Below are 17706 nucleotides of genomic sequence, written 5' to 3' on the forward strand. Positions count from 1 at the left end.
AAATAGTATTAAGTCTCTAAAAATAATCTATTTCTATTTAATTCAACAAAAAAATCCATCCCAATAAATTGAGATGGATTTTACATTTATAAAAAACTGAAAATTAAAATAATTATTCTTTTTTAATGTCCTGCACTGATTACTTTACCTGCTCCTTTTTTGATAAAGAACAAAATAAATGGAATACAGATTAGGAAAACTACACCCAAATACAAGAAAACATCCATATAAGTTAACACAGTTGCTTGTTTGGTAACTTGTAAATCGAGTAGGTTATAGGCTTTATTTAAAGCTTCATTTGGAGCAAAACCTTTGCTCACGAAGCTCATTTGTAAATTCTGAATATGTTTTTGTACATCAAAATCAGATGTATCAAGATGCGAAACTAAATTTGTTCGGTGTCCAACTGTCCAACGCGAAATAAATGTTGTAATAATCGCGATACCAAAAGATCCTCCTAACTGACGCATCATTCCTGTAAAGGCAGCTCCTTCACCAATTTGTTGCCCCGTCAAACTAGAAAGTGAAAGTGTGGTAACGGGTACGAATAATAATCCTAATCCAACTCCACGTACAATTAATGGCCAGAAGAAATGTTCGGAACCTGTGTCTGGTGTTAAGATTTTGTATGACCAAAAACTGTAACAGAAAAAGATAAAGAATCCTCCTGCAACCATATATTTTGGTGGTACACCTTTTTGTAACATTGTTGCGATGATTGGCATCATGAAAGCAGTCATCAACGATGAAGGAATTAATAATAAACCTGCATCAGTAGCTGTCCATCCTAAGATTGATTGTGTATAAATTGGAATAACGAATGTCGATCCATATAATCCAAATCCTAAGATGAAGGATAAAATAGTACCAACTGCCAAGTTGCTATCTTTCAGTACACGTAAATTTACAATCGGATGTTTGAAAACTAATTCTCGCCAAACAAATAAAATGAATCCGAAGAAACTTGCAATACTCAAGGTTACAATTGTCGAATCTGAGAACCAGTCGTCTTGTTGTCCATGTTCTAATACATATTGTAACGATCCTACTGCAATGGCTAACAAAATAATTCCCAAGAAATCGACTTGACTTAGTTTTGATTTCTCTGCATATTTTGGACTGCGAACAAATGATATCGTTAACAATACGGCAATAATCCCGATCGGAATATTGATGTAAAATATATATGGCCAAGACCAATTATCAATAATATAACCTCCCAAAGGCGGACCAAGCGTAGGACCAACGATAACTCCCATTCCGTAGATTGCTTGCGCTAAACCACGTTTTTCGGGTGGATAACTTTCGGTAATGATGGTTTGCGAAGTTACCAATAGCGCACCACCACCAAGTCCTTGTATAAATCGGAACAAGATAATTTCCCACAACGTTGTTGCATTTCCACAAAGAAATGAGGCAACTGTAAAAATGATAATCGAAGCCGCAAAATAATTGCGTCGTCCAAATTGTTGCGACAACCAGCTGGTCATCGGTACTACAATTACGTTGGCAATTGCGTAAGCGGTAACCACCCACGCAATATCAGTTAAAGAGACACCCAAACTACCTTTCATGTCATTCATCGCAACGTTTACAATTGTTGTATCAACAATCTCTAACAATGCACACATGATGGCGGTAATGGTGATGATTACACGTCTTGCACCATATTCAACTAAATTATTTTCTTCCATAATTTTTCTGAATAGGTGTTATTACTTTGCAGAAGTATTCGATTTTAAAAGAATATCAGCTTCCACGTTCATACCTGGACGAATCATTTTCAACATTTCGTCTTTTTGATCGATAAATTCGATTTTAATCGGAAGACGTTGAACTGTTTTTACGAAGTTACCAGACGCATTATCTGGAGGTAATAACGCAAATTTAGCACCAGTTGCAGGAGATAAAGACGTTACTTTCGCTTTGAATTCGTGGTTTGGATATGCATCTACTTTGATGATGGCTTCTTGTCCAACTCTAATTTTTTCTAATTGAGTTTCTTTGTAATTTGCCACAACCCAAATATTATTTGTTGTCACAATATTAAACAAAGATTGACCAGCTTGAACCAATTGTCCTGGTTGTAAATTAATTTTAGAAACTTGTCCATCTTCAGCTGCAATTACATACGTATAAGACAAATATAATTTTGCATTATCGATGTTTGTTTTGCTTTGACCAATTGCTGCTTCCGCAACTTTAATTTGTGCTTTTGAAGCATCAGCTTGTGCTTTCGAAGTGTTCACTTGTTTTGCTGTAGCTTGCGCTTGTTTTGCTGTAGAAGCTAATTGAGCACGAGAAACACCTAATTGTTCTTGTACAATTCGCAATTGCTTTTCAGCTGTTTCTTTTGCTGCTAAAGCTTGCTCGTATTGTTGTTTTGTGATCGATTGATTTTGGTATAATTTATTGTAACGATCAAAATCATTTTTCGTTCTCCAAACTTGTACTTTTGCTGCTTCTACATTTGCTTGAGCTGTATTAACACTTGCTTGAGCTGTTTCGATTGTTGTATTTGCTGCAACTGCACCAGCTTCTGTCACTCCAATAGCTGCACCAGCTTGAGAAACACCTGCGTGAGCAACTCCTAATTGACCTTCTGCTTGTAATAGAGCATCTTGCGATTGTTGCAATTTCAAGGCAAATTCAGATCCGTCCAAAACAACTAATGTATCACCTTTGTGAACCATTTGGTTATCTTCTACTAAAATCTTCTGAATGTATCCTGAAACTTTAGGTATAACAGGTGTTATTTTTGATTCAATTTGTGCATCATCAGTAATTTCGTGCGCTTGTCCGTGTAAATATTTATAAACTCCATATCCACCTCCAAGGATGATTAATGCTCCTAAAACGATGATAAATTTTGAATTTATTTTTTTCTTTTCTTGATTATTTTCTTCCATATCGAGAGGTGTTATTGTACGTTTTCTAATAAAATTCCTGTAGTATAGTAATATTCGTAGATCGCTAATTGTTCGTCAGCATCTCCGACAACTTGATTGATTTTTGCTTGCAATTGTTGTACATCCGCTTCTAATAAATCGTCTGTATCAGCCAATCCGTTGTCATTTTTATCTTTTACAATTCTGTAGTTTTCGTTCGCTTGTTCTACAGCTTCTTTGTAAACATTATTTTTCTTTTTTGCTAAATCATACTTTTGAAAAGCTTCGTTCATTTCAACTTTAGCTTTATCAATTGTCGTTTCTTTTTGCATCTCATTTTCTAATTTCTGAGCTTTTGCAATTTCAACTTCTGCTTTATTTTTATACAAAGAAGATAAATCATATTTCAATCCGACACCAACATTTGTTGCATTTGTAACCGAAGCAACTTTATCAATATCCATCGCAATATATCCAGCTGAAACCGCTAATTGAGGGTAATAAGCTGCTTTCGCAATTTTGATTTGACTATCAGCAATCTGATTTTTTACATCATATGATTTAATATCTGTACGATTGACGTAATCTTGAGAATTTTGATTGATGGTTTTCAAGGTTTCTACATTATCAACATGAACGATTTTACTTTCGTCTTGTCCAGTCAATAAATTCAATCGGTAATTGATGTTTTTGTATTGCGTTTCGGCTTCATCAATTGCAACTTGCACATTCGATGCTTGCAATTTTGCTCTCAACAAATCATTTCTCGCGATGATTCCGTTATCCAAAAAGTTTTGAAAATCTTTCACACGTTGATTTGCTCTCACTAAGTTTTCATTCAACACATCGATAGAACGTTGCGTTTTGTACAATCCAAAATATAAATTAATAGCTTGCCAAACCACATTTTCTTTTGTTGCTTCGATTTGTAAGTTTGATAAATCAACCATTAATTCATTGCTTTTGATTGCATTTTTAATTTTAAATCCAGCAAAAACAGGAACAGAAGCACTTGCTTGTCCTAATAATAATTGGTTCGGTTCAACTCCCATTCCTCCACCAGAAGATTGCATCGGAAGTTTGATGTCTACATTTGTTGTCGTAAACAAATGCATATATTGTCCACTCAACGAAATGTCTGGTAAACGATTGTTTTTCGCGCTTTGTACTTTATACTCACTTGTATTTTTAGCAGCTTCGGCAACTTTCACAGATTTGTTGTTCTGCAAACTTTGTTGAATAACTTCCTGCAAAGAAACGTTGGTTTCCTGCGCATGAGCGAAAGTAGCAACAACTAAACAAATCGGTAAGAAAATTTTATTTTTTATCGTATAGTAAAATTGCTTTTAAAGAATCTATTAAATAAGGGTAATATTCTTCGTGAATATGTTCTGTAAACTCTTCATGAGAAGATAATCCCCATTGTTTCATATATGTTTTTTCGTTCAAAATCAAATAAGATGTTCCACCAATAACTACCATTACAACAGCTTCGGCAGGAGCTTTTCGTTTAAAAACGCCTTCAGAATATCCTTCACTAATAATGTTAGTGATATATTCTAAATTTTTCGTTTTTAACTCATTGACTTTACAATCAATTTCTAAAATTGAATCTCTTTTCGAATATTCTCTTGCCATAATTCCATGAAATTCAGGTTTATCTAAAATTCTATTCAAATAAGCTTTTAGGATTGACTGTAACTTTTCAAATGGAGAAAGTGTCGAATTTTGAGAAATCGAGGCCAATGATTCATTGAAAGTTGTGATACGCCAACTAAATAAATTCTCGACCAATTTATCTTTTGATCCAAAATAATAGCTAATCATCGCAATGTTAATGTTTGCTTCTTTTGCAATTTCTCGAACACTTGCAGCATCAATTCCTCGTCTTCCAAAAACTCGTTCAGCCGCGCCCAAAATTTCTATTTGCTTCTCACTTAATTTCATCTTATAAAAATTGAACGTGCAAAGTTAAACAAACGTTTAATTAATTTAAAAAAAATAAGTATTTATTTTAATGATTTTTTATAATTCATTGATTAACTTTTGTCTATGAAAGAAATTTTTCTACATCATATTTGGAAATTGAATCAATTTTCACATCAAAGCTTACAAACTTTTCATGGAGATTTCATTGAAATTGTGAAAGTTGGAAAGTTAAACCATCATGCTGGGCCAGATTTTTTGGAAGCAGAAATCATCATTGGCGATAAATTGTGGATTGGAAGTGTCGAAATGCATGTCAATTCTTCGGATTGGAATTTTCATCAACATTCAAATGATTTATCGTATCAAAATGTGATTTTGCATGTTGTATGGAATCACGATTGTGAAGTTGATATTTTGCGTCAACGTAATGTACAAACTTTGATTTTACAAGATTTTGTAAAACCGGAAATTGTTTTTAATTATCAAAATATTATTAATTCTAAGTTGGATAAAATTTATTGTGAAGAATTTTTAGATTCAATTGATTTGAAGCAATTTTCTTTTTGGTTTGAACGAATTTTAATCGAACGTTTCGAAGAAAAAACAAACGATATTGTACAAATTTTAGAACACAATAATTCCAATTGGGAAGAAACATTGTTCAAAAGTTTGGCAAAGAATTTTGGATTAAAAGTTAATGTAGAAACTTTTGAGATTTGGGCAAATTCTTTTCCGTTCAAAGTTTTGCAAAAAATACAATTTAATGCCCAAAAAGTTGAAGCCTTGTTTTTTGGACAAGCCAGTTTTTTAGAAGAAAACTATGAGAATGATTATTCTAAGCAATTAAAAAACGAATATCAATTCCTGAAAAATAAATATCAATTAGAATCAATTGAAAATAGTTTGTTCCGATTTTCGAAAATGCGACCAATTGGTTTTCCGACGATTCGTTTGGCGCAATTAGCATCGATTTATGTGAATTATCAAAGTTTGTTTTCTGAAATTATTCAGCCAAAAAATTTGAAAGAATTTTATAAAATCTTCGAAAATTTGGAATTAAATTCTTTTTGGGAAACGCATTATACATTTAAGAACGAATCAAAATTTCAACTCAAAAATCTTTCAAAAGATAAAATAAATAATTTGCTCATCAATTCTATTATTCCGATTCGTTATGCTTTTGAGCGACAAAAAGATGAGGTAGAAATTGATTTTTATTTGGATTTATTAAATGAAATGGAAGCGGAAAATAACTCGATTTTAGATGAATTTGAACGAATTGGTTTTGAAAATAAAACCGCAAAAGATTCTCAACAATTAATTCAACTTAAAAAAAGATATTGCTCCGAAAAAAAATGTTTAAATTGCGCTATCGGACAACAAATTTTACGTTAAATGAAAGATCAAATTAGGAATTTTACCGAAACAGAATGGTTTAATGTGATTTCGCGATTTGCAGACAAATTGGGAATTCGCGTTGCAAAATTACGTTTGATTTTCATTTATTTAACCTTTGCAACTTTCGGTTTAACCTTTATTGGTTATTTTATTATGTTATTCTTTTTTTGGGTAAAAGATTGTTTTGTTATCAAACGAAAATCGGTTTTTGATTTGTAAAAAATATTTACAAATACTTAAAACCTTTTATTAATTTTAGATTTCTTAATTTGTTAAATATTTGATGGTTATGTCGTTTTCGATATCGTGAGTGTTTGATAAGGATATTATTTTCACTTCTTTTCCAACCAAGATGAAATATTTAAAAAAATCTACTTTTTACCTGAATAAATCGCAAAGATTTGGCTTGTATTTATTATTTGTTTTGATTTTGTTATTTGAGATTTTTCAACATATTTCAGTTGAAAAAGAAACATATCAATTATCAGAAGCAGATAAAGCTTTGCTAGCAAATTATCAAAAAACTCCGAAAAATTATACATTTAATTCTACTTCAAATAAACAAGTAAAAGATTCAATCAAACCCTTTAACCCAAACGAATTATCTTTAGAAGATTGGATGAATTTAGGGTTTTCGGAACGTCAAGCCGAAGTCATTTTGAAATATAAAGGAATTGTTGGCGGAGAATTTACATCGAAAGAACAGCTTAAGAAATGTTATGTTATCGATGAAGGAAAGTATAATGAATTAGCTCCTTTTGTTCTTTTACCAGAACAATCTAAATCGAGTTTTATAGATTATTCATCACCAAAAACTAAAATAGTTTACAAAAATTTCAATCCAAATGATTTGCCACAACAAGGCTGGGAAAAACTTGGTTTTTCGCCAAAACAGGCAGAAATAATCATGAAATATAAACAGATTGTTGGAGGAAAGTTTACCTCGAAAGAGCAATTGAGGAAATGTTTTGTGATTGATGATGCGAAATATGCAGAGATGAAAACGTATATTTTGTTACCAGAAAAATCAAAGGAAGATGAAAAAAATGAGAAAAAACAAAGTGGCAAAAAGATTCAATATGTAAAATTTAATCCAAATAGTTATTCTGAAAATGATTGGCAAAAAATAGGTTTTTCGTCTAAACAAGCTGCTTCAATTATGAAATATAAAAATATTTTGGGAGGTCAGTTTAAATCGAAAGAACAATTGAAAAAATGTTATATGATTTCGGATGAAAAATATGCAGAAATGGAATCTTATATTGATTTACCTGAAAATGTAATTTATAAAGCTGAGCAGCCAAAAGTTGAACAGTCAAAAAGTGAAGATAAAGTAGCAGAAAAAATAGAAATAAAAGGTAAGTTTAATCCAAATAATTTGAGTCATGAGGATTGGATAAAACTCGGTTTCACAGAGAAACAAGTAAATACGATTCTTAATTTTAAACGTTCGTTAGGTGGGAGTTTTAAAGATGCAAAAACATTGAAAAGATGTTATGCAATAAGTGAAGAAAAGTTTATGGAAATTGAGCCTTATTTGGTGTTTGAGTGATTTCATTCATTGGTTAGTTTTTAAAATAAACGCGTTGTAGGATTTCCTAAACGCGTTTATTTGTTTTTATGTGTTTGATTATTAGTAGTTAAACAACTCTTCTAACGTTAATTCTTTTACTTGTCCAAGTTTTTCAACAGATGGCCAATCTAAGTTTTCTTTCTTACCAATTAAACCAACATTGAAGTTTTGACCTTTGATATGTTTTTGGAAAAATTGATCCAATTGATCTAATGTTAATTTAGATGTTTGATCGTAAATATCTTTATTGATATCATAATTTAGACCTTTATCTTGTAATGATAACCAATAAAAGAACACATTTGCTTTTGTATAACGACTTGTAGCGATTTGCTTAAGTGCTGCTTGCTTAGAATTATTGAATTGATTTTCTGCTTTTGGCATATTATTCATTAATTCTTTCATTGCGTCAACAGCTTGTGGCAATTTGTTTGCTTGTGTTCCAATTACAGCTCTTACATAATTGTAATTATCTTTTTTATTTGCATTAATGTAATAAGAACCAGCAGAATAAGCCAATGATTTAGACTCGCGAATTTCTTGGAAAACGATAGATGACAAACCTCCACCAAAATACTCATTGAAAATTCCTGTAGATGTCAACAAAGTTGGATCATATTTAGTATCACGAGCAAAGAAATTAATTTCCGCTTGTACCATATCGTAAGGAGCAAAATATACTTTGCCATCTGTAGCTGGTTGTGGATATTCTTTTTTCTTAGGATAATCTAAATTTTTCCCGAAATTATGATTTTGTTCAATTGCTTTTTTCGTTTCCGCTTCATTATTTCCGTAATAGAAAATCTGGTGCTTGTAATTAAAGAAATCTTTGATGATTTGCGTTAATTCTTTTGGATCAATAGCTTTCAAATCAGCTTCAGAAATAATATCTCTCGAGCGATTATTTGGTCCATATTGCGCATAAGTGTTCAACAAAGAAGAAATCACGTTTTTGTTCTTTTTTGAATTTTCTCTTGATTTCAAGATTGTTTTCACATATTCTTGGTAAGATTCATTATTTGCAACGGCATCACTTAAAAGATGTTCAAATAATTTGATTCCGCTTGTTAAGTTCTTTTGTAAACCTGTGATATAAACAGAAGTTCTTTCTGTACCAGGATTAACTCCATAATCAACACCAATTTTATAAAACTCTTTTTTCAAGTTTTCTGGCGAATATTTGGACGTTCCTAAATAATTTAAGTAATTAATCGCTAAACCAAGCTTTTTGTTATTGTCTGATCCCATATCCGCGATATAGTAAACAGAGCTAATATCGTTTGTCTTGTTCTGAATCGAAGTGAATTTTGCATTCTTGATTTTACTTTCGTTCAATTCTTTTTTGAAGTCAACAAAAACTGGTTTAATCTCACTTGATTTAATCTTCATGAAATCTTTGTACCAAGTAGATTCAGCATCACGATTCAATTGAATTGGCGTAATTCCAGGATTCGAAACACGTACCAAATCCTTGTTTTCACCTTGACGTTTGTAAACAATTACATAATTATTCGTATAATTATTCTTTGCAAAGTCCATTAGTTCTTGCTTTGTTACACGACCCATATCATCGTATTGATCGACAACTTCTGCCCAAGGAACATCATTGATATATGATTTGTACAAACTTGCTGCTAAAGAACGAGTATTTTCCCAGCTTTTCATACGAGATTTTCTTAAATCATTTACAACTGCTTCTATCATCCAATCATCAAATTCCCCTTTTTTGATTTTTTCAATCTGAGCAATTAATAAATCACGTACTTCTTCTAAACTTTGTCCCTGTTTTGGAGATCCAGAAAAAGAATGCATACCATAATCTCTAAAGAAAGAAGAAGAGCTTCCTGCTCCTAATGTTTTTTGCTGTTGATTGATATTTAAGTCGATTAATCCAGCTGTAGAATTACTTAAAATATAATCAATTAATGTTACATATTTTGCATCAGAACTTTTTGCTCCGTTAAAACGGTAAGCAAACTGAACACGTTCCGAAGATGGACTAAAAACTTCGCTTGTTACAATTGTTTTAATCGGCTCTTCTTTTGCAACATATTGTGCAGGAGCTGCTTTTGTAGCATAATTTCCAAAATATTTGTCAATCATTGGAACAGCCGTATCAAAATCGAAATCACCAATCAACATCACAGCCATATTGCTCGCTACATAATATTTATCGAAATAATTATGAATTGCAACCATTGATGGATTTTTTAAATGTTCTGAAGTTCCAATAGTTGTTTGTGTTCCGTAATGCGATTTTGGAAACAATGTTTCCATCATTTTATAAAAAACTAAACGTCCATCATTGTCTTGTGAACGATTAAATTCTTCGTAAACGGCTTCTAATTCAGTATGAAAAAGACGTAAAGTTAATTCACTAAAGCGCTCAGATTCTACTGTTAACCATTTCTCTAATTCATTATTCGGAATATTATTATGATAAATTGTTTCTTCTAAAGATGTATGTGCATTAGTTCCTGATGCTCCCAAAGATGAAATTAATTTATCGTATTCGTTTGCCACAGCATATTTGGATGCTTCTTGCGAAACTTGATCAATTTTTTTATAGATTTCTACTTTTTTTGCAGGATCTTTTTCTGCTTTGTGCTGTTCGTATAAATCTGAAATTTGTTGGATCAAAGGTTTTTCAACAGCCCAATTTTGTGTTCCAATTTTAGAAGTTCCTTTAAAAACCATATGCTCTAAGTAGTGAGCCAAACCAGTATTGTCTTCTGGATCGTTGTTAGAACCTGTTTTTACAGCTATATGAGTTTGGATTCTTGGTTCGTCTTTTATTTGAGCCAAATAGATTTTCAAACCATTTTTTAGCGTATAAATTCTTGTATTCGAAGGATCATTTTCTACCATTTCGTAGGTATATCCTTTATTGTCAGTTTTTTTCACTGTTTTTAATTGTGCGTGAGTAAATACAGAACCAAAAATGATTCCGCAGATCAAAATAGATTTCCTCATGTATTAATTTTTTAAGTTGCTTAAAAGTAATACATTAAAACGAATAAGAGAAAACTATTTTCGATATAGAGTTATTTTGTTAATCTAAAACCAATCATTGTAAAGAGTAAACCAATGAGTACACTCAAAAAAATATAAATAATTGGTGTGATGTAATTTTGTTGTTGAATTAAGTTGAAATTTTCATACGAAAAACTTGAAAATGTCGTGAAACCTCCACAAAATCCAGTTATCAGTAAAAAATTGAAATAGGTATTTCCTAAACCATTTTTGATTGAATATCCATATAAAGTGCCAATCAAAAAACAACCGATAATATTTGTCAAAAACGTAGCAAATGGAAAAGGTTGTGAATAATATTTTCCGATTCCGTACGAAATTAAAAATCTTGCAACACTACCAAAAGCGCCACCTAAACCGACAAATAGTATAGATTTTAAGAGATTCATTAAATTCTATTAACAATTTTAATTAAAGCTAAAAATAGTAAAATGATGAATGAAATAATTCCTAAAAAGAATAAACCTAATCCAAAATAAGCAATTGTAATTGTTCCAATATTCCAACCGATTAAGTTGATTGAATAACCTATCAAAATCAGTACTACTGAAATCAATAAAAATTTGAAATTATTTACTTTTTCTAAATTCATCATTCCTAAAGATGTGAAGCTGAAACAAGTTCAGCTTGACATCCGTATTTTATTTTGAGTATTAAATATAAAACTATTTTTCGATAAAATTCTTCACAGCAATTGCAACTTTTGCTCCGTCCATTGCGGCAGAAATAATTCCACCAGCGTAACCAGCTCCTTCAGCGCAAGGAAATAAACCAGCAACTTGCGTATGTTCTAACGTTTCTTCATTTCTTGGAATACGAACAGGCGAAGAAGTTCTGGATTCTGTTGCGACAATATTTGCGTTTTCAGTATAGTAACCATTCATTTTTTTACCAAATGTTTGGAAACCTAATTTTAAAGATTGATGAACTTCTTTTGGTAAAACTTCGCTCAATAAACCTGATGTTAAACCTGGTAAATAAGAACAATCATTTAATGAATTAGATAATTTTCCTGAAACAAAATCGGTCATTCGTTGCGCAGGCGCTTTTAATTTACCTCCACCAACTTGCCACGCTTTTTGCTCGACCATTTGTTGAAATTTCATTCCAGCCAAAGGTCCAGTAAAACCATATTTAGCAAAATCTTTTTCATCAACTGTTACAACCATTCCCGAGTTTGCAAAAAATCCATCACGTTTGGAAGGAGACCAACCATTTACTACCAATTCTCCTTCGTCTGTAGATGCAGGTGCGATAATTCCACCAGGACACATACAAAAAGAGAAAACGCCACGACCAGCTTCTTGAGAAACTAACGAATAAGATGCGGGAGGAAGAAACTCGTTCCGTTCTGATCCAATTGGACAATGATATTGAGCAGAATCAATCAAACTTTGGTGATGTTCTACACGAACGCCTAATGCAAAAGGTTTTGCTTCGATTAAAACTTTCTTTTCATCTAACATTCTGAAAATATCACGAGCCGAATGTCCCGTTGCTAAGATCAAAGAAGAAGTTTTAATTTTTTTATCATGATTAATTTCAATTCCTTTGATTTGATTATTCTCGATGATAATATCCGTTAGTTTTGTATCAAACCAAACTTCACCACCACATTCGATAATTGCTTCGCGCATGTTGGCGATAATCCCAGGTAACTTATTTGTTCCGATATGTGGATGCGCTTCTTGTAAAATACGCTCTGTTGCACCGAAATGGACAAACCATTGCAATGATTTCAGAATGTTTCCACGTTTTGTAGAACGCGTATATAATTTTCCGTCCGAATAAGTTCCAGCGCCACCTTCGCCATAACAATAGTTTGATTCAGGATTTACTTTTCCTTCTTTATTCATTGCTGCTAAATCACGACGACGATCACGAACATTTTTACCACGCTCGATGATAATTGGTTTTAGACCTTGTTCTATTAATTCTAACGCAGCAAATAATCCAGCAGGACCAGCACCAGCAATATAAACTTCGTGTTTGTTTTCTACATTTTGAAGATTTGGATGAAACTCGAAAGCATCAGAGAATTCTTCATTTACAAAAACATTGACTTGTAATTGGGAAATAATATTTCGGCTTCGTGCATCTAAAGAGCGACGAATAATTTGGTAAGCATTGATATTCTCTGGTTTTGTTTTAACAGCAGATGCTAAACGTTGTTTCAGAAGTTTCTCGTTTGCAGCTTCTGTAGGAGATATGCGTATTGTTACATTTTGAGGCATATTTATTGACTAAAAATTAGACTGCAAAAGTACATCAAACCATTTGAAATATTCGTTTTTAAACAAAAAAAGCTGTCTCATAAGACAGCTTTTCATTATTATATAAATTAAGATTATAATCCTAATTTTTTCAACGTTTGTTTTTGAACACCGTTTTTATGAACTAAAATATTTGTTGTTTTGTACTGAACAAAAGCTTTTGTTACATAAAGATATCCTTCGTAATCGTTAGTTAAACCCCAAGAGTTTTTCACGATGTAGTAATCTTTACCGTTTTGATCTTTTGCAATACCAACAATGTGCATTCCGTGGTCATCAGTCGTTTGGTAATCATCAAAAGCAGCCTGACGCATATCTTCTGTAATTACTTTTTCTGGTTTTGGACCTTTGAACATATCTGCTTTTTGTTGCGCATTCATATCTGCAAAATCAACTTCTGGTACATACGCCACACCATTTTTCCAGCTAAATCCTTTTTCAGAAACGTCTGTTGCCCAAGCAACTGTAAATCCGTTTTTCAAAGCATAATCAATGTTGTCAGTCATCTCTGTCATCGGAACATTGTAGAAAGATTCGTACGCCCAGTTATCAGGAATCGCTAATACAAACGGTTTGTAATAGTCGTGATCTTTGAAAGATGTAATCGCAACATAATCGTTTGGATTAATTCCTACCACTTGATCAGCAAATGTACGTGGTGTATATTTTTTTCCGTTGTATGTGAATTCTTTTGGATATTCTCCTAAATAGCTATCCAAAACAGCTGTATAGGCTTTCTCCCAGTTTGGAGTTAATTTACCATTTGGATTTGCAACAACCGCTTTCAAAACTCCTTCTTGAATTGCAGCCATTTCACCAAATTGATTTGTTTTTGTTCCGTAATTCAAACCTGTGTAAGTTTCAGTTGGAACAGCTCCGTATTTTTTGATTGTATTCAAAACATCATAGAAAGAACCTCCGTCACCTAAAGTTGTTGCACCATGCATGCGAACATATTGTTTTCCTTTCTCAACATATGTATTTCTCGCATTGAAAATTGGAGACAATTGAATAGGTTGTTTTCCCATTCTTAACATTTCAGATTCGAAGAAAGAATTTCCTGAATATGACCAACAAGTTCCTGATGAACCTTGGTTTTCTACTGGAGTTTTAGCTAAATTGATAACATCAGTAAATTTGAAAGCTTCTTTACTATTTTCACTAACATTTTTGTTCAAAGAATTAACTAAATTGTCTTGTGCAGACACCAATTGAGCTGAAGCTAAAAATAAAGCTGAAGCTAAAACTGGATAAAAAATTTTACGCATTTTTAAATTTATTTTGTGTGAGTATTTTATAAGTAGCTAATTTCACGAAAATGTTAACAATAAACCTATAAAAATTTAAAGTTTTTTTAATAAAAATTCTTAGTATTCATTCACACAGTACGTTTGGTAAGCTAAAACAAGCTTGTTTGTAATCAAATTTTCTTGGCAAATATTACAAACAGATATGATTGAGATAAACGTAGATTTACATTCATTACAAACAGACATGTTTTAGATTAATGTAGCCTTACATTTATTATAAACAACCTTGTTTGTAATCAAATCTTCTTGACGGAGATTACAAACAGATATGATTTAGATAAATGTAGATTTAAGTGATTAAAAGTAACCATCAAGGTTAAGGATTTTGTTCAATTAATAAATTGAATTTATTAACGATATTTAAAGGTAAAGGATAGTCAATTATATAATTTTCCCAATAATTATTATAATAATTTGAAGAATTAAAGTTGATTGAATTGTATTTTTTTCTTCCATTATCAAAATCAGAAAGGAGTTCTTTTGTAAGAAAAATTTCTGTTACAATTTCTTTTTTACTTCCAAATAAATCTTCATTTTGAATTAAAGTAAAAAATTGAGGAACTCCTTTTTTATCCCATTTTCCAAAATAACTTAATGATATTTTTATATTTTTTTTACGAGAAAAATTTAAAACAAAATTTATACTATCATTCTCAATTCCTTGATAATATTTACCAATTATAGAATCTTTACTGTTATAAACATCAAAATTATCTTTAGAAATTTCTACTTTTTTATATTTTTCATGACGATTATAACTAGGAATATTCCAAAATCCATAATAATCATTCATTATAGAGACTTGCGTTTTTTTATTATTACCTTTTATCTCAGGATTATAAAAGTTTCTATATTGTAAAACATACCTTTTTACTTTTAATTTATCTTTAAATTCTTCCTTTGGATAAAGATAATAAGCTTCTCCATCTACAAAATCTGTTAAACTATCATTTTTGATTATCCAACTTCTAAAATAAGATTTTAATAAAATGTATTTTGTTTTATTCTGAATATTGACTTCATTTAAGTTTATAATATCATCTTTCTGACAGAACAAAGTTGAACTAACAAGTAAAAATAGTAACGATAAATATTTCATTATTCAATGTTTATAAAAACTAAAGTAAAATATTTTTTTTAAAACTGACTTAATATCCCAAAGTGGATTTTAGATTCTTTGAAGTCGAAAGAAGTTTCGTCTGTTTTACCAACTGCATAACTCAAATTGAAAATTCCCATTTTCGTTAAAAAAGAAATTCCAGTTCCTAAACTTAATAAAGAAGTGTTCAGATTTGCGCGTTTGTTATCAATAAAACCATAATCGGCGAAAAGTCCAATATAAAAAGCTTCGCTTGGAACAAAACGATAATCTGCACTCAAAAATCCGTACATATTTGCGGTAATACTTTCTTCGTTAAAACCTCTAAAACTCCCGAAACCTCCAATTCTGTACAATTCGTTTTCGGAAAAATCATCATCTTTTGTGAGTAAACCTCTAAACTCTGCACTAGCTTTTAAGAAATGCTTTTTGGATAATTCGAATAAACGAAACGTTTTTAGACCAACTTCAACTTGATTGACGGTTTTATTTTCCAAATCTTCTGTCCACGAGAAGTTCTTTTCCTTTTTACGAATCGAGTTTACCGCAACATTCAACATTGATTTTCCTTCCATCAAACGAAAAGGATGTTTCAGGAAATAGTGATAACTCAAACCAAAACCAATTTTCGAATAATCGTCGTAGCTCGATTTTAGATAGGAATCATCTTCCAACAAAAAGTTAGACGATTGTATAATTCCGCTCACACCAATATTTGAGTTGAGGTTGAGTTGATAAAATAATCGCTCCGAAAAATCTAAATTTACAAAAACAGAATCTTGCTTGAAAAGCTTGAAATTCGTTTCCGAACCAACCGCGGATTTGAACAAATAAGGTACTTTAACACCAATATTCAACGACGTATTTTTGTTCGCTGTTCCAATCCAATTTAACCTGATTTCCTCCAAACTATTGAACGCATTATTCAACGAAAGCTGCACATTTCCGTTCAATCTAAAATCGCCGTTATCATCAGTCCCAAAACCTAAAACGCCATCAAAATAATTTGAATTCACTTTGCGAGGATACAAATATAAAATCGTCGAATCGGGCTTAAATAAAGTTTGTGGTAATTGCGCTTCTGCAATATAATTGGTTTGTTGCATTAATGTCGAAATCGTTGCCAACTTCTGTTCATTGTAGACTTCGTCAGTTTTTATATTAAGTCCGTGACGCAAATAACCTTTTGATAATTTTTCGTAACCAACCAATTTTACACCATCAATTTTGCGCTGATTTCCTTTGTCTAAAACCAATTCAATTTTCTGTTCATTTTGTTCAAAACCATTTGGAATAAGTTTTATTTGCGCAAACGGATAACCTTGATTAGTGTTGATTGTGGCGATTTTATTTAGAATAGAATCTAAATTATTCGTTGGGAAATAATTATTTTTATTTTCGAACAATTCATTGTTTTTTACCCAAATTGTTTGGTACAATTTTCCTTTATTTAGATAAACTTTTTCATTTTTTATAGAATCAATCGTCAATGTATAATAACCCGTTTTTTGAAGCGAATCTAAAGATGAATCAAGATTTTTGCTTTCGAAATCTTTTGTATACGATTTTGTATCATCATTATATCGTAAAAAATGATATGTTTTTTCTTGTCCAAAAAGTAAAATAGTTTGGATCAAAAAGAAGAATATGTAGCCTAAAAATCGCATTGTTGCTTATAATAACGTATAAAATAGATGTTAAGTATTTGTTTTACTGATATCTATTAGTGTTCATGTGGAAATTAAAAATTATTTTTGACTTCAAATTTAAGATGAATGTTGAAATTATTTAAAATTACTGGATATTTAGAAGCTATTTCTGCGATAGTTTTGTTTTTTATCGCAATGCCAATGAAATATATTTGGGAAGATCCGACATGGGTAACATACGCAGGACGCGTACACGGAGGATTGTTTATAGCTTATATTATATTGGTTTATTTATTGAAAGAAAAATACAATTGGTCTTGGAAAATTTTTATGATCTTTTTTATCGCAGCAGTTATTCCTGGAGGAACAATTTGGGCAGAAAAAAGATTAATCGAAGGCAAAAAATATAAACAAATGTTGGCTGAAGAAGCGAAATAAGACAACGATTAGATAAAAAAGTAAAACCTTAAACGTGATTGTTTGAGGTTTTTTTATGTTTTAGGAATCAAATTTTTCTAAATAAAAAAAGCCGAAGATTAATCTTCGGCTTTTAC

General features: G+C 31.3%; 15 protein-coding genes. 4 read left to right on the forward strand and 11 right to left on the reverse strand.

Annotation, left to right across the window (positions count from 1 at the left end):
- Positions 1-122 precede the first annotated feature (122 nt).
- From N5D46_RS04970 to N5D46_RS04985, 4 genes are all read right to left on the reverse strand, one after another.
- Complete coding sequence (locus N5D46_RS04970; protein WP_038332982.1) at positions 123-1694, reverse strand: DHA2 family efflux MFS transporter permease subunit; 1572 nt, start codon at positions 1692-1694, stop codon at positions 123-125.
- A gap of 21 nt (positions 1695-1715) precedes the next feature.
- Entirely contained in the window at positions 1716-2909 is a 1194-nt protein-coding gene (locus N5D46_RS04975; protein WP_038332984.1) for an HlyD family secretion protein, read from the reverse strand.
- An 11-nt stretch (positions 2910-2920) separates the two neighbouring features.
- Complete coding sequence (locus N5D46_RS04980) at positions 2921-4141, reverse strand: TolC family protein (protein WP_260392491.1); 1221 nt, start codon at positions 4139-4141, stop codon at positions 2921-2923.
- A 64-nt stretch (positions 4142-4205) separates the two neighbouring features.
- On the reverse strand, positions 4206-4835 hold the full coding sequence (locus N5D46_RS04985; RefSeq protein WP_280049315.1) for a TetR/AcrR family transcriptional regulator: 630 nt from the start codon (positions 4833-4835) through the stop codon (positions 4206-4208).
- A gap of 105 nt (positions 4836-4940) precedes the next feature.
- On the opposite strand from N5D46_RS04985, the gene N5D46_RS04990 reads away from it, so the two are divergent.
- The 3 genes from N5D46_RS04990 to N5D46_RS05000 all read left to right on the forward strand — a co-directional run bounded on the left by N5D46_RS04990 (position 4941) and on the right by N5D46_RS05000 (position 7767).
- The gene (locus tag N5D46_RS04990) at positions 4941-6212 is read left to right on the forward strand and encodes a DUF2851 family protein (protein ID WP_125349609.1); all 1272 of its coding nucleotides are present in this window, start codon (positions 4941-4943) and stop codon (positions 6210-6212) included.
- Positions 6213-6434, forward strand: a complete 222-nt coding sequence (locus tag N5D46_RS04995; protein WP_125349608.1) for a PspC family transcriptional regulator — start codon at positions 6213-6215, stop codon at positions 6432-6434.
- Between the two features lie 133 nt (positions 6435-6567).
- Positions 6568-7767 carry a helix-hairpin-helix domain-containing protein gene (locus N5D46_RS05000; protein WP_219033727.1) on the forward strand — a complete coding sequence of 400 codons (1200 nt, stop codon included), beginning with the start codon at positions 6568-6570 and terminating at the stop codon, positions 7765-7767.
- Positions 7768-7848: 81 nt separating this feature from the next.
- Here N5D46_RS05000 and N5D46_RS05005 read toward each other — a convergent pair whose 3' ends face one another.
- The 7 genes from N5D46_RS05005 to N5D46_RS05035 form a co-directional block, all read right to left on the reverse strand.
- Positions 7849-10761, reverse strand: coding sequence for an insulinase family protein (locus N5D46_RS05005; protein WP_115001672.1), 2913 nt, complete (start codon positions 10759-10761; stop codon positions 7849-7851).
- A gap of 71 nt (positions 10762-10832) precedes the next feature.
- Complete coding sequence (gene crcB / locus N5D46_RS05010; RefSeq protein WP_125349605.1) at positions 10833-11210, reverse strand: fluoride efflux transporter CrcB; 378 nt, start codon at positions 11208-11210, stop codon at positions 10833-10835.
- On the reverse strand, positions 11210-11416 hold the full coding sequence (locus N5D46_RS05015) for a hypothetical protein (protein ID WP_125349604.1): 207 nt from the start codon (positions 11414-11416) through the stop codon (positions 11210-11212). Before N5D46_RS05015 ends, crcB begins: the two co-directional genes overlap by 1 nt.
- Before the next feature lie 70 nt (positions 11417-11486).
- A complete protein-coding gene (locus N5D46_RS05020) occupies positions 11487-13055 on the reverse strand; it encodes an FAD-dependent protein (RefSeq protein WP_280049316.1) in 1569 nt (522 codons plus the stop codon).
- 113 nt (positions 13056-13168) lie between these two features.
- Positions 13169-14362 (reverse strand): C1 family peptidase, encoded by a 1194-nt coding sequence (locus tag N5D46_RS05025; RefSeq protein WP_221854144.1) that lies wholly within the window; start codon positions 14360-14362, stop codon positions 13169-13171.
- Positions 14363-14720: 358 nt separating this feature from the next.
- The gene (locus N5D46_RS05030) at positions 14721-15503 is read right to left on the reverse strand and encodes a hypothetical protein (RefSeq protein WP_115001667.1); all 783 of its coding nucleotides are present in this window, start codon (positions 15501-15503) and stop codon (positions 14721-14723) included.
- Positions 15504-15541: 38 nt separating this feature from the next.
- Positions 15542-17140, reverse strand: coding sequence for a hypothetical protein (locus N5D46_RS05035; protein WP_280049317.1), 1599 nt, complete (start codon positions 17138-17140; stop codon positions 15542-15544).
- A gap of 138 nt (positions 17141-17278) precedes the next feature.
- Here N5D46_RS05035 and N5D46_RS05040 point away from each other — a divergent pair, with 138 nt between their 5' ends.
- Positions 17279-17590, forward strand: a complete 312-nt coding sequence (locus tag N5D46_RS05040) for a DUF3817 domain-containing protein (protein WP_219033722.1) — start codon at positions 17279-17281, stop codon at positions 17588-17590.
- Positions 17591-17706 lie beyond the last annotated feature (116 nt).

Origin of the sequence: Empedobacter sp. GD03865 (assembly GCF_029840775.1) — a bacterium.
GTDB classification, from domain to species: Bacteria; Bacteroidota; Bacteroidia; order Flavobacteriales; family Weeksellaceae; genus Empedobacter; species Empedobacter falsenii_B.

Bases quoted from the DNA above. Each gene is read 5' to 3' on its own strand.
- N5D46_RS04970 (WP_038332982.1), bottom strand. From the start codon at position 1,694: ATGGAAGAAAATAATTTAGTTGAATATGGTGCAAGACGTGTAATCATC.
- N5D46_RS04975 (WP_038332984.1), bottom strand. From the start codon at position 2,909: ATGGAAGAAAATAATCAAGAAAAGAAAAAAATAAATTCAAAATTTATC.
- N5D46_RS04985 (WP_280049315.1), bottom strand. From the start codon at position 4,835: ATGAAATTAAGTGAGAAGCAAATAGAAATTTTGGGCGCGGCTGAACGA.
- N5D46_RS04990 (WP_125349609.1), top strand. From the start codon at position 4,941: ATGAAAGAAATTTTTCTACATCATATTTGGAAATTGAATCAATTTTCA.
- N5D46_RS04995 (WP_125349608.1), top strand. From the start codon at position 6,213: ATGAAAGATCAAATTAGGAATTTTACCGAAACAGAATGGTTTAATGTG.
- N5D46_RS05000 (WP_219033727.1), top strand. From the start codon at position 6,568: ATGAAATATTTAAAAAAATCTACTTTTTACCTGAATAAATCGCAAAGA.
- N5D46_RS05005 (WP_115001672.1), bottom strand. From the start codon at position 10,761: ATGAGGAAATCTATTTTGATCTGCGGAATCATTTTTGGTTCTGTATTT.
- crcB (WP_125349605.1), bottom strand. From the start codon at position 11,210: ATGAATCTCTTAAAATCTATACTATTTGTCGGTTTAGGTGGCGCTTTT.
- N5D46_RS05015 (WP_125349604.1), bottom strand. From the start codon at position 11,416: ATGATGAATTTAGAAAAAGTAAATAATTTCAAATTTTTATTGATTTCA.
- N5D46_RS05020 (WP_280049316.1), bottom strand. From the start codon at position 13,055: ATGCCTCAAAATGTAACAATACGCATATCTCCTACAGAAGCTGCAAAC.
- N5D46_RS05025 (WP_221854144.1), bottom strand. From the start codon at position 14,362: ATGCGTAAAATTTTTTATCCAGTTTTAGCTTCAGCTTTATTTTTAGCT.
- N5D46_RS05030 (WP_115001667.1), bottom strand. From the start codon at position 15,503: ATGAAATATTTATCGTTACTATTTTTACTTGTTAGTTCAACTTTGTTC.
- N5D46_RS05040 (WP_219033722.1), top strand. From the start codon at position 17,279: ATGTTGAAATTATTTAAAATTACTGGATATTTAGAAGCTATTTCTGCG.